Below are 13,949 nucleotides of genomic sequence, written 5' to 3' on the forward strand. Positions count from 1 at the left end.
CCGATATGACAGCACCGACAGCTGAATTGGTATTTCCCGAAACACTGTAAGTCAGGTTCCCTACACCGGCATCATCGTCAAAATATGGTAACAGACTAATAGTTTCTGTAACCGCTCCTACATTACGTTCAATATCAGGGAGCTCTGAGGCGATGGTAGGTCCTTCAGAAGTTACATTTAGAAAATCCCAGGTGCCTTCTAACTCTACACCGGGAGTATTGGAAGTACCTATCATGCCCACGGCCAAATCAATTTCAGTATTTTGCATAGCCTGTAAAATTGATCCTTCGGCAATAATACTACCTATGCTAACCTGGGCACCTGCATCTAAAGAATATTTTAAATTTACCTCTCCATTTACAGGATTTACAACAAAATAGAATGACACACTACTGCTTGGTCTTTCAATCTCAGGAATATTGATATTTAATGGGGATTGGGGAATATCGTTAATTTCCTGAAGCGCTATAAACCCTGTAGGGCTAATAACAAATTTTATATAATTGCTTTGGGTACCATCTCCTATAAAAAATCCGAGTTCTCCATTTGTGGGAGAATTAGTTCCATAAAGCTGCACAGGTCCATTAAAATTGGCAATACCGCCTTCTACCGTAAAATTACCAGCCTTAGTATGAACCTGAATGCCATATTGAAATGCTTTTTCCTGATTATTACTTGAACCCAATGCTGTACCGGAAGTCATGTGCATAGTCATTGCTCCAATTGCACCTCCAAGAATATCATTCTCATTAGGGTCGTTGGGGTCATCACGTCTATCCAACCAATTTAACCAATTAGGGTTAGGGTCTCCATTATTCATCAAACCGGTTAAACCAAGTCCCTTATACCCTCCCAATTGGGTGTTACTGGTAAAAAGTTCATTAAATACCGGGAGCAAAAAAGCATCGCTTCCCGATTGCTTGGGGTTTCCTAATTGAAATACATCGCTTTCATCGGGTATACCGTCTGCGTCATCATCCAAATCATTTAAATCTGATACATTATCTCCGGTATCAGACTTATCAAAATCGTTTGGCTGTGAGCCACCATTACAGGGGTCGGTACCATTATCTTCTTCGTCCTGATTCGTATAACCGTCAAAATCATAGTCGGCATTCGCATCATAACCGGGATCTCCGGGTAATTTACACTCTCCAAAATCCTGAGGTTCCAAAACTATAAGTTTACCGTTCAAGGTAACTACCCATATGGTGCCCGGAAATATTTCATTATCGCTATTACAGGTAACACCCAAAGGGTCCCCACCTAATCCTGATACAAAAGATGGAGTAAGTTTGTTAAGACTGCCATCGGGATTAAGTTCTACTCTTCTTAATTCGCCAGTATTTACACCAGCTATAAGATTCCCCTTCATCGTACCGTTAAAATTGCTGGCGGTGTATTCATCTATGCCGTTTGTATTGGTTCCCCAAATAGTTACTAGATCATCTACAGGCCCGTCAGGGTTTGCCAGGCCGGGTCCTCTCCAATCACCTTCAATAGGATTGGCAACCGTAACCGGGGGCCAGTCGGCCGGAAGCGCAACATTAGGATTATTTGTAAAGTCGCCGGAATTCTTCAATGGATGGTATTTTTTAGTTCTAAAAACAGCACCGGTAGTGCCATTTTTAGAAGGATTTGTATATAATCCTGCTCCTAGCGGGTTAGCCCTAATTGGCGTGGGATGCCCTCCATAAAAGCTTCCGAAGTTATAATTTTGAATATCTGTGGTTACTAAGTGCAAATGATCTTCATTATTTATCTTTTCCCCTCCAGAGGAAACCGTGCTTCCAGGCTCATTCGGATCATAATCATTGGTTACTGCTCCTCCTCCTTCATTTACCGGAAAACCTCCCCAACCTCCGTTCGAGCCATTTTCTGTAACATATAAAGCTCCGGTTTCAGTTAAGACAAGGTCATAAGAATTTCTATAGCCGGGAGAAAAAATTTGTACCGGTCCGCCGGGCACTATTTTAGCCTGATTTAATCCATCATTTCCTCCAAACGGATCATTAACATCTATCCCATCATAACCGGCTGCATCGGGATTAGAGATACCATTTATATTTGGCCTTGTTGGGTCATCTACAGTAGGAAGATCGTATATATATTTTCTACCATTATCAGTTTTTACCGGCATACTATTTATCATATCTAAATTAACCGCCAGGATAGCCGCAGATAGGGCATATTCTGTAGTGTATGCGAAATTGACTGAAGGTGCACCCGCATTTGTATGGCCACCCTGCGCTACAATAAGATAATTTACACCATTTATATTTGCCATTTCCATCCCATTGGTAGCATGATTTTCTTCTGAACGCGGAAGACCACGAACAAGATCAACTACGTCCCAGGAATTTCCGTTCCAACTAAACCGGGTAATAATACCTGAATTGGTATCTAGATTTGTATCTCCACTTCCGCCTCCACCGCCTCCACCAATTCTAAAATCGCTAGAGGCTACATAAATTACAGGATTTGCTGCGGTACCTCCTACTGTAAGCCCGGTTGTTTCCCTAAAACTTGAGCTATAAAGACTAGCATCGTCATTATGATCCTGAATAGTTGATATCCCCAAAAGGGTCTCCATATCAAGTACTTTATAATCTGTTACCGATATGCGCTCAATAGTTAAAATTTTGATAGCACCTGTATATTCAGCCACATATAGTCGCCCATCTGGTCCAAACATCAATGAAGTTCCATTAGATATAGAGCCATTTCCATTAAAGTCTAGGTTGCTTTGGGAAAAGCTTTGCGCATATAGACTAAGGTTAAAAAAACCTGCCCAGGATATTGCGAATAAAATAAAGGTACATCCCCTTAGAAAGTTATTATTTTTCATCCCTTTATATATTTAGTCAAAAAATTGATTCCAATAAATCACGATAGGTGCTAAATGGTCATTACTAAGGGGCAGATGTATGTGGGTTACTTAATATTAAGTCTTACTAATTACAAGAAGCTTTATAACTGTAAATTTTAAGACAAAAAATTATTTGGGGATTGCAAACAAAACATTGTACCACTCAATAAAAAGCATACAAAATTTAAGAACTGTAATATTATATGTTGGGGATAATCTGGGGAGAAAATTCTATACTAAATTTAGTGAAAAATTATTATTTAAAAAAATTATTGAGCTTCTCCCAAAAGGGTCAAGTAAAATTTTGTTGTAACACCTAGTCTGGTTTTTAGAATTGGCCAAGTCAATTTATTCAAAAATCTGAATATAACTATTGCGAAATCACCTTAAAACCGGTAACAATTTCTACTTTTAGTAAACCATCTTATGGCAAGCCTTCGGCAACACACCCTTATTTTTGAGTAAATATATCCGGTTAATTGCTCGGTATACAATTATAGTTTAAAAGTAGTTTTAAAACTCTACAGCATAGAAATTCTATTATTTCATATGGATTCTTTAGTAAGCATATTTAAATAAAACCTATCTTTCTTTGTTTAAACCTGTTTTATATGAAGCCTAGAATCATAATTTTTGACGTAAATCATAGCCTTTTAAATATGTTTACTTTAAAAGAAGAGGTAAATGCTGCCCTGGAAAATGAAATGGGCTTTGAGATTTGGTTTCCTAAGTTATTGCATTATTCTTTGGTAGAAACCACAACCAAAAATTACAGGAATTTTACCGAAATAGCTCTGGAGACCTTTAGAATGATTTCAGATAAATTTGATAAATCCTTTACCAATTCAGAAGCAGCGAATATAATTTCAGAAATCACTAAACTCCCTCCCTTCCCAGATGTAAAACCGGGACTTGAGGAATTAAAAAACTCTGGTTACAGGCTTATTGCTTTCAGTAATGGTAAACACGATGTTTTACAATCTCAACTGAAATTTGCTGAACTAAATTCTATTTTTGATGGAATTCATAGTGTTGAAGAAGTAAAAAAATATAAGCCACACCCTCGCAGCTATCAATATATTTTAAATAAGTATCGCGTTACAGCCCAAAAAGCATTAATGGTCGCTGCTCATCCCTGGGATATTCTCGGAGCAAAACGGGCTGGCCTTAAAACTTGTTTTATAGAAAGACCGGGAGAAATTTTTTATCAATTAGCGGATAAACCGGATCTAAGACTTAACGGGATTGATAAAATTTCACAAAACTTATAGAGGTTAAAACTCTAGAGAGATTAGGAGATCCTGAACTATAGTTTTCCCGTCTTTATCTAGCAAAACTCAAGTACGTATCAAATACTTCCTGTAACGTTAAATCCATTTAAAAATAATAGGATAATTCTTCTTTCTTCTTTGGGATGTTTATTTTTAGGAAAAAAGAAAGATGGAGAAAGTTAATTTAGGAAATTCAGGAATAAAATCTGCACCAATTATTTTTGGTGGAAATGTGTTTGGTTGGACATTAGATGAAAAAGAGTCATTTAAAATGCTCGATGAACTTTTTGAACTGGGTTTTACCACCATTGATACTGCCGATGTTTATTCTCGTTGGGCAGATGGCATACCTCACGGGACTTCAGAGAGAATTATTGGTAAATGGATAAAAACCCGTAAAATAAGGGATAAAGTCACGCTTATTACCAAAGGTGGCTCTTGTTTGCAGCCCGGCGGACCAAAAAATAATTCCAGAGATTATCTTACCGGTGCGGCAAAAGATTCCCTTTTAAGACTTCAAACCGATTATATTGATCTTTATTTTACTCATTATGATGATAAAGAAACCCCTGTGGAAGAGGCATTGGAAGCTTACCAGAGTTTTATATCAAGTGGCGAAATAAAGCATATTGGGGCTTCAAATTTTTCTGCGGAAAGATTACAAAAATCCCTTAGCATCGCTACAGAAAAAGACCTGCCCCCTTATGAGGTTTTTCAACCGGAATATAATTTAATGGTACGCGACAAATTTGAAGGAGAAATAGAAGAAATTTGTTCTAAAAACCAATTAGGAGTCGTTCCTTATTTTTCTCTCGCCAGCGGATTTCTTACTGGAAAATATCGTAAAAAAGAAGATTTTGAAGGAAAAGACAGGAAAATATTTACAGAAAAGTTTTTAAACCCACGCGGAGAAAAAATCCTAAAAAGCCTGGACCAAATTTCTGAAAAACATCAGGTTACTCAAGCCGGTATTGCGCTTGCCTGGTTAATGAAAAGACCCGGGGTGAGCGCACCAATTGCCAGTGCTACCAAATCTTCTCACCTTAAGTCCTTTATTGAGGCTATTGAAGTAAACCTATCTCAAGAAGATATGCAGGTTTTAAATAAAGCGAGTGAAACCCAGGATTAATATCCACCTATAAATTGATATAAAAAAATAGTCCCGAAGAAATAGTTCCCCCGGGACTGTTTTTATTGAAAACTAAATTCAGTTGTATTGAAACCGCCTGAAAGTATTTAGAATAAGAAAAACTTCTAATCTTAGCTATTGATTCTGGAAAGCAGTTTCTTAAACTATAATTAACTACCTCGGGATATTACACCCTTTGGCGGTGCCAATAAACGCTTAGGCTAAAGCCGAAACCAGTTCGGCAAAATCTACTTTTTGTTGCTCGCCTGTTTTCATATTTTTAAGGGTAAACTTCTTTGATTCTATTTCTTCTGCCCCTGCCAGAATCACAAAAGGTATTTCGCGCTTATTGGCGTAATTCATTTGCTTTTTCATCTTCGCCGCATCCGGAAACAACTCGGCAGTAATACTTTCACTTCTTAGTTTATTTACAGCCTTTAATGCATATAGCGCCTCGTCATCACCAAAGTTTATAAAAAGAGTCCTGGTGTTTTGGGTTACTGCTTTGGGAAAAAGATCAAGCTCCTCCAGAACAAGATAAATACGATCCAGGCCAAATGAAATTCCAATACCACTCATATCTTTTAGACCAAAAATTCCGGTTAAGTCATCGTATCTACCGCCACCACCAATAGAACCCATTTTTACATTTTCAGGTGCAGAAACTTCAAAAATAGCTCCCGTGTAATAATTAAGCCCACGCGCCAAAGTGACATCAAGATCAAGTTTCGCCGTTTGTAATGGCATTTCAGCAATCGCTTTTTCAATAAATTCCAATTCCTTAATACCTTCTTTTCCAGTTTCAGAATCAGCCAATATTTCTTTAATTCCAACAATTTTTTCAGTAAAAGAACCTTTTAGACTAAAGATTGGCTGAATTTTTTCAATGGCGTTTTCAGAAATTCCTTTTTGCAACATTTCTTTCTTTACGCCTTCTTCGCCTATTTTATCCAGTTTATCCAGCGCTACTGTAAAATCGATAAGTTTATCCTTTTCGCCAATAACTTCAGCAAAGCCAGAAAGTACCTTTCTATTATTAATTTTAATAGTAACCCCTTTTAATTTTAAAGCTGAAAAAACGGCATCGTATAATTGTACGAACTCCACTTCCTGCCAAAGGCTTTTACTGCCAACTACATCTGCATCACATTGAAAAAACTCTCTAAAACGTCCTTTTTGTGGCCTATCGGCACGCCATACCGGTTGAATTTGGTAGCGTTTAAAAGGAAAATCTATTTCATTTTGATGTTGTACCACATAGCGGGCAAAAGGTACGGTAAGATCATATCGTAAGGCTTTTTCACTAATGGAAGAAGTAATCTTTAAACTGTCTTTAGCCTGATAAGCTTCAGCATTAGCCTTCTTTAGAAAATCGCCCGAATTCAAAATTTTAAAAATTAATCGATCTCCTTCTTCCCCATATTTTCCCATAAGGGTATCAGAGTTCTCAAAACTTGGGGTTTCTATTGGTTGAAAACCAAATTTTTTAAATTCGGTTTTAATTTTATCGAAAATAAAATTTCTTTTAGCAACTTCGGCCGGGTTAAAATCTCGAGTTCCCTTTGGGATAGAAGGTTTTTGTGCCATAAAATATGTAAGGTATAAGTACTTTTTTAGTTTAATTTGAACGCTACAATGCGCTTTAAACAGCGCTGCAAATATCTTAAATTTTAAATGAACCCAAACAAATTTCAGATTTTAAGTAACATTCTCCCACTTATGAAGTCTAACTAAATAGCACTGAAAACAATTTCTATGTTTGGGTTATTTAAGGAAAATGTAAGTATCGCTTTTAATTCAATTAAAAGTCAACTATTACGAACCATACTTACCGTATTAATTATCGCTATTGGCATCACTGCCTTGGTAGGGATTTTAAGTGCGGTAACTGCTTTAGAAAATACCATTAGTAGTGATTTTGCTTCTATGGGAGCCAACACCTTCAATATACAACGTTATGAATTTAATTCCCAACGTCGTGGCGGTGGTGAGATAGAAAAAGTAAATCCAATAATAAGCTATCGGGAAGTTAGAAAGTTTGAAGAGAATTATCAATATCCAAAAGCACAAACTGCAGTATCATTTACCGGAACTACAGTTGCCGAAGTAAAATATCTTAACGAAAAAACCGATCCCGAGGTAAGAGTGCTTGGCGTAAATGAGAACTTTCTTGAGAACTCTGGGCTAAACCTGGAAACCGGACGTGAATTTAATATTTTTGATATTCAAAACAATAATAATGTAGTAATTCTGGGCTCTGATTTTGCTAAACCCGAAGGCCTTTTTAAAGGAGAAGATCCTATAGACAAAGTAATTAGCATTAGAGGGGCGAAATTTAGGGTTATTGGAATACTTGAATCTAAAGGTTCTACTTTCGGGAATAATCAAGATCTACGGGTTTTAATGCCTATACAGGTAGCACGCTCTATGTTTACCCAACCTCAAATTAACTATGCGGTAAGCGTAAAAGTTGATGATAAAGAGTTATTAGAAGGTGCGCAAGATGAGGCGATTTTAACCTTTAGAAATATCAGGAAACTCAACCCTATAGAAGAAAATAATTTTGGGCTGGAACGAAGTGACGATCTCATTAATCGAATTTTTTCCATTACCAGCTATCTAAATTACGCTGCATGGATTATTTCTATCATCACCATATTTGGTTCTTCTATTGCCTTAATGAATATTATGTTGGTGAGTGTTACCGAAAGAACACGTGAAATTGGGGTTCGAAAAGCCCTGGGAGCAAAAAGACGGACAATTGCAACCCAATTTTTTATGGAAACCCTTATTATTGGACAATTAGGCGGTATCCTTGGAATTATTTTGGGTATATTAATTGGAATGGGGGTTTCGGCAGCAGCCGATTTTGATTTCACCACTCCATGGGTAGCTATTCTTTGGGCCACCGCTATTACTATTTTGGTGGCTATTCTCGCCGGAAGTTACCCGGCAGCTAAAGCTGCAAAACAAGATCCTATAGAGTCACTTAGGTATGAATAAAAGTTGAAATTAATACATTAGTTTGGGAACTAACGATTTTCTTCTCTTCTAGTCCCATAAGTCGTTTTTGCCCAAAATTTTCTTACGTAACATACTTTTTGCGTCACCAATAGATACTGCCATTAATGGCAGCCAATTCTCGGGAATTTCACCAAGTGGCCGACCTGGTTTGTGCTATTTAAAGATATTTTGATCTGATATTTATAAATCTCTTTTTGGGTCTAAGAGTTACTTAATTTTTAAAAATAGTCATTTCAAATTTTAAATGGTATTCTCTTTAAGGAAGGTTACACTGCCACCATAAATACCCTTTTAGAAAATTAGTTGGAAAAGAATTTCCTCTAAAAAAACTTGATGAAGCTTTTGAAGCGGCCAATAGCGGTAAATATTATAGAATAGGTATAAATCAAGATAATTAGAACTATAAAACTTCTGAAAATCAACAGCTCTTTTTGATTCTCAATTGCTGTAAAACATCAGCAAAGAATTCTGTTTCTATTTGGTATGTATTAACTAATTACTTGAAAAAAGATGCTCTTATGCTGAGCATCTTTTTTTGTATATAAAAATTCATCCAATTTTATGATGCCGGATAAAGATAATTCGCTTCAAAACTCAATGGAATTCCCAGCCACCAATAAACTAAAAGAAAAATAGTCCAGGCCACTAAAAAGATAGCCGAAAAAGGTAGCATCATAGATATAAGGGTTCCTATTCCCATACCCTTAACATAGCGCTGGCCAAAGACAACCACTAATGGAAAATAAGGTAAAAGAGGAGTAATAATATTAGACACCGAATCCCCTACTCTATAAGCCGCCTGAGTAAGGTCGGGCGAAATCCCCAATTGCATGAGCATAGGTACAAAAATAGGTGCTATAAGTGCCCATTTGGCCGATGCAGAACCCACCATTAAATTTACAAACGCACTTAAAATTACAATACCAACTATAGTTACCTGCCCCGGCAAATCTAATGCCTGAAGAAAATTAGCTCCTTTTATAGCTATTAAAAGTCCAATATTAGAACGAGAAAAAGCATCTATAAAAAGTGCCACAAAAAAGGCCATAACAATATAATAGCCCATGCTTTCCATAGATTTTGTCATACTCTTTATTAAATCTCCTGAAGATTTATACTTTCCAGATACAAAGCCAAAAACCAATCCGGGAATCAATAGTAACACAAATATTAAGGGAACTATTGCTTTCATTAAAGGTGCATGGAATGAAGTAAGAGATTTAGTCTCGGGATCAACCATTCCGGGACCTCTTAAAGCTGAATCTTCAGGATATGCCCATAGAAACAAACCAACCAACCCGAGAACCATTGCCAGGAATCCCAACCAAAAAGCTTTACTTTCCTTAGCCGAGACCTTTTCCATTTTTGGCATTTGATCTTCATCTCCATCTATTTTCACTTTGGCAAGCCTTGGTTCTACTATTTTATCGGTTATCCACCATCCCACAAGTACTATTAACAAAGTTGAAGCAGAGGTAAAATACCAATTATTTAATGGATTTAAATTAATATTAGGATCCATAATTCTGGCGGCTTCCAAAGTAAAGCTCATAATAAGCGGGTCTATAGCCGAAGGGATAAAATTTGCAGAGAAACCTCCAGACACCCCTGCAAAGGCAGCGGCAATACCAGCTAAAGGATGGCGACCGGCTGCGTAAAAAATAACACCTCCCAATGGAATTACCAACACATAACCGGCATCTGCAGCGGTATGACTCACAATGGCTATTAAAATAAGCATTGGAGTTAGTAATTTCTTGGGTGTGAAATTTAGTAGCTTTTTAAGGCCAGCATCAATCCAGCCCGAATGTTCTGCCACCCCTACACCCAGCATAGCTACCAAGACTATTCCCAGAGGAGCAAAAAGCACAAAAGTATCTACCATATTGGCAAGAAATTCGGCTAATTGATTTCCGGTAAGTAAATTTTGAACATTAAGGCTATCACCGGTCATTGGATGAGTTTCCCCAAAATCAAAAGGAGATAGAAAAGCCGATAAAACCCATATAAAAATGAGTAAATAAAAAAATAAAATTGCGGGATCTGGTAATTTATTCCCCATCTTTTCAACTAAGTCAAGAGCCTTATTTAACATGCCCTTTTTAGGAGAATTAACTGCGTCTGCCATAATTTAAATTAGATAGAATGTTAATGAAGTGCTAAAATAGAAAATTATTAAAGAAGTATTCAGCAATCCTAAAGTGAAATCATTGAGGAAGCCTTCTTTATACCTTGGCCATTTCTATAACCTGTTTTTTGTGCCAAAAATTAATTATAGCCATTAGCCAAATTAAAAGAATAATGCTTTCTTTTTTTGGAGTTGCTTTACGTAGTTTATTTTTTAGTACAATGCCTTATTGAATCCAAAACAACAATTACATCCGAAACACGATAAACTAAAATACCTCGTTGCAAACCAACGAGGCATTAAATGGATTTTTTTTGTATTTCGAGTCAAGCCCCGGAAGATCCTATACTATCGGGATAAAACTTGGATGGTTCCGTAGAATCCAAGCTAATTAAATATTTCTCTTAAAGGCCCGGGATATCTTTCATCTTCCCATTTTCAGATTTTCCCAATACAACAACCTCTTTACTTTCTTTGTACTCCTCAATTGCTAATAACAATTGCTCCCTGGTGTCCCTTCGAATTTTTATTCCGGTTCGTTGGTTTTTATTGCGGACTTCAATATAATATCCATCTCTTAAATCTTTAGGTTTCGTAGAAGGTCTTCCCATAATTAACGTTTAAATATACTATAGTATTTAATCTTAAAACTGCTTTTTTATCCAAAACAATAAGATAAATCAGGAGGTCATTTTTCTTAATTTTATTAGTTTCACCAACCTATAGTGAAAGGCAAAATCTCCTTATTAAAGCTTTTATCAATTTTTAGAATAAAAAAATAATCTCATAATTTTATAATTGGGTAACATACGAAAAAGAAATTATAAAACCTACTACCAAGCTTTCCTCCTACTTATTAAAGCCTTATAAAAGCGATTTATAAGAAATTTTTAACAAATTAGCATCCTTATCTCTAAAACTCTATACATAGATAAGCTAAAACTAGTCTTGATTATTAACTATCTCTTTATCCATTTCATCCAGCAAGTCTATTAATGTTTCCAGTTTTATAGGTTTTACCACATAATTGTTCACATTATTAAAATGCCTTGCTTTCTCTCTATCGGCTTCATTAATGCTGCTGGTAAGTATATAAATAGTTATTTTAGATTGAATAGGAATGTCTTTAAATTTTTCTAGAAACTGCCAACCATCCCAAATGGGCATATTTAAATCCAGAAGAATCAACTCGGGAAGTATCTCTCCCGAAGTAAAGATAGCTTGAAGCTTATCATAAGCTTCTTTCCCGTTTTGGCAAATCATTATATTTTCAATTCTTCCGGTCATTTCCAGGTATTTCTTAGAAAGGAAAATATGAATTGGATCGTCTTCAATTAAGCAAGCTAAGTTAATTTTTTTCATAAGGTAGTTTTACTATAAATTTTGTTCCTACGTCAACTTTACTTTCAACCTCAATTTTCCCGTTCATAGTTTCAACTTGAGTTTTGGTAAGGAATAAGCCAATTCCGCGTGCGTCTTTATGATCGTGAAAAGTTTTGTACATTTTAAAGAGTCGTTCTCCGTGTAAATTCAAATCTATACCCAAACCATTATCCTCAAAAGTGATATTAATGGTTTGCGCAATATGATCTTTCTTGGCGTCTATATGAATAAAGCTTTCTCTATTAGATGATTTATATTTTATTCCGTTGGTTATAAAATTAATAACAATACTCTCAAGATAAGATCTTAAACCATAAATCTCAATATCTTCGGGGATATTTGCCTGAATACTTACATTTTCTGACTCTAATTGTGCATAAACACTCTCAATCATTCTCGAAACTGTGGTTTTTAAGTTTACAAACTGAAAGTTTTGCTGCCCGGATATATTAACCTCAACTATCTCATTTAAATCCTGTATAGTAGTATCTAAATTTCGAGAAGCATTTTTTAAATGGGTAAACGATTCATCTTCATCAAGAAACTTATGTGAATCAAGCAGAAATTCTAACAACAAAGTAATACCACTGGAATGTGATCTTAAGTTGTGTGAAACAATATGGGCAAAATTCTTGAGCCTTTCATTTTGACTTTCTGTAATATTAAAAAGATTTTCAATACGAGCAAGTCTCTCTTCCTTTATTTTTTCATCATGCTTTCTTTCTGAAATATCTTCTACAAAGCTCCATATTCTCTTTTTTCCGGTTGCATCATACGTAAGCACTCCCTTTAACAATACAGGATACCTGGTTCCGTCTTTTTTAATATATTCCTTCTCATAGGGACCATAAAACCCAACTTTATCTAGTTGTTGTATTTGTTCTTTTTCAGAATTTGCATATTCCTCAGGAGTGAGATCCCAATAGCTTAAATTTATAAATTCTTTTTTAGTATAGCCCGTAGGTGCCACTAATTTTGAATTAACCTCCAGGAAATTTCCGGTTTCATAATCGTTCAGCGCAATTCCTAGAGGAGAAAGCTGGTATAGTGCATCTAATAAATTTTGGCGATAAAGAGTCTCAAATTCTTTATCCTTTTTTGCGGTAACATCCTGATGTAAGCCATACATTTTAATAGGCCTGTTTCTTGCTCCCCAGGTAAAAACCTTTCCCTGGCTGGAAATCCATATCCATTTACCTGTTTGATGCTTAAAACGAAATTCACAACTAAATATCTTTTCATCTCCATTAAAATGATCGTTAAGCCGTTGTTGTACCGTTTCTACATCGTCTGGATGTACCAGGCTCTTCCAAAATTTTATTCCCTTACCTTTAAAATAATCTTGCTGATAGCCTGATAGTTTTTGCCAAACATTGTTGAACTCAAGTTTATCTTTTTTAATGCTCCATTCAAAAGTAGCTGTCTCTGTACCTTTAGTAACATACTGATACTTTTTTCTCTCTTGTATTAGGCTATCATTTAAGCGTTCTAGCTCTACTGTTTTTCGCTTTAGTTCTAAAGATTTCATCACCTGGTTAGAGAGCTTTTTAAGCCGCTCTTGTTGTAAAGCACTTAGTTTTCCGGGTTTGCTATCTATAGCACATAAAGTCCCAACAGCAAAACCCCGCTCATTGATAAGCGGAACTCCAGAGTAAAAAATTACCGGATTCTCTCCAGTTACAAAAACATTATCTTTAAATCGTTCATCTTTTCTGGCATCTTCTACAATAGTAACTTCCTCTAAATTCGCTATGGTATAATTGCAGAAAGTAAACTCCCGTGGAAATTGCCTTACATCTAAGTCCATCCCATGCGTAGCTTTAATCCATTGTGTATCTTCTGCTATTAGTGAAACAAGGGCACTTTGGGTTTTGCATATTTCAGCTGCCATGCTACTTAGAAACTTTAAGTCCTCTTCATCAATATTGGTAGATAAATCATACCGGTTTACTTCTTTAACACGTTGGGGATCGTGATTAAACAAAATATCTGTACTCATAAAACATGTAGGGTTTGGGGTATTAGCGCTTGAATATAAAGTAAGTTCTACAACTAAACAACTACAATTTACCAACAGTTAAAGCAACATATAAAGGGTAAATAACAACAAACTGAAACACAGTATAATGCAAATTTATTTTAGAA

The 13,949-nt window shown here is 35.9% G+C and carries 8 protein-coding genes and 1 pseudogene; 3 read left to right on the top strand and 6 right to left on the bottom strand.

Going from position 1 to position 13,949, the window contains the following annotated elements:
• Nucleotides 1-2,848, bottom strand: a pseudogene (locus tag GUB10_RS02145) (PKD domain-containing protein); the annotation flags it as partial.
• 632 nt (nucleotides 2,849-3,480) lie between these two features.
• Between GUB10_RS02145 and GUB10_RS02150 the strand changes: the two are divergent.
• Together GUB10_RS02150 and GUB10_RS02155 are read left to right on the top strand one after the other, a co-directional pair.
• A complete protein-coding gene (locus tag GUB10_RS02150) occupies nucleotides 3,481-4,140 on the top strand; it encodes a haloacid dehalogenase type II (RefSeq protein WP_193709795.1) in 660 nt (219 codons plus the stop codon).
• A gap of 169 nt (nucleotides 4,141-4,309) precedes the next feature.
• Nucleotides 4,310-5,269: an aldo/keto reductase gene (locus tag GUB10_RS02155; protein WP_193709796.1), complete on the top strand. Its 960-nt coding sequence runs from the start codon at nucleotides 4,310-4,312 to the stop codon at nucleotides 5,267-5,269.
• A gap of 216 nt (nucleotides 5,270-5,485) precedes the next feature.
• Here the strand turns inward: GUB10_RS02155 and hisS are convergent, their stop codons facing one another.
• The gene (gene hisS, locus GUB10_RS02160; protein WP_193709797.1) at nucleotides 5,486-6,856 is read right to left on the bottom strand and encodes a histidine--tRNA ligase; all 1,371 of its coding nucleotides are present in this window, start codon (nucleotides 6,854-6,856) and stop codon (nucleotides 5,486-5,488) included.
• A 168-nt stretch (nucleotides 6,857-7,024) separates the two neighbouring features.
• Here hisS and GUB10_RS02165 point away from each other — a divergent pair, with 168 nt between their 5' ends.
• A complete protein-coding gene (locus tag GUB10_RS02165) occupies nucleotides 7,025-8,272 on the top strand; it encodes an ABC transporter permease (RefSeq protein WP_193709798.1) in 1,248 nt (415 codons plus the stop codon).
• 580 nt (nucleotides 8,273-8,852) lie between these two features.
• Here the strand turns inward: GUB10_RS02165 and GUB10_RS02170 are convergent.
• The 4 genes from GUB10_RS02170 to GUB10_RS02185 all read right to left on the bottom strand — a co-directional run bounded on the left by GUB10_RS02170 (nucleotide 8,853) and on the right by GUB10_RS02185 (nucleotide 13,803).
• Nucleotides 8,853-10,421, bottom strand: a complete 1,569-nt coding sequence (locus tag GUB10_RS02170; protein WP_193709799.1) for an AbgT family transporter — start codon at nucleotides 10,419-10,421, stop codon at nucleotides 8,853-8,855.
• Nucleotides 10,422-10,825: 404 nt separating this feature from the next.
• The gene (locus tag GUB10_RS02175) at nucleotides 10,826-11,032 is read right to left on the bottom strand and encodes a hypothetical protein (RefSeq protein ID WP_193709800.1); all 207 of its coding nucleotides are present in this window, start codon (nucleotides 11,030-11,032) and stop codon (nucleotides 10,826-10,828) included.
• A gap of 331 nt (nucleotides 11,033-11,363) precedes the next feature.
• Nucleotides 11,364-11,783, bottom strand: coding sequence for a response regulator (locus tag GUB10_RS02180; protein WP_193709801.1), 420 nt, complete (start codon nucleotides 11,781-11,783; stop codon nucleotides 11,364-11,366).
• Entirely contained in the window at nucleotides 11,770-13,803 is a 2,034-nt protein-coding gene (locus GUB10_RS02185; protein WP_193709802.1) for a PAS domain S-box protein, read from the bottom strand. Before GUB10_RS02185 ends, GUB10_RS02180 begins: the two co-directional genes overlap by 14 nt.
• Nucleotides 13,804-13,949: the final 146 nt, after the last annotated feature.

This window comes from Salegentibacter sp. BLCTC, from assembly GCF_015143665.1.
In the GTDB taxonomy this organism is placed as follows: domain Bacteria; phylum Bacteroidota; class Bacteroidia; order Flavobacteriales; family Flavobacteriaceae; genus Salegentibacter; species Salegentibacter maritimus.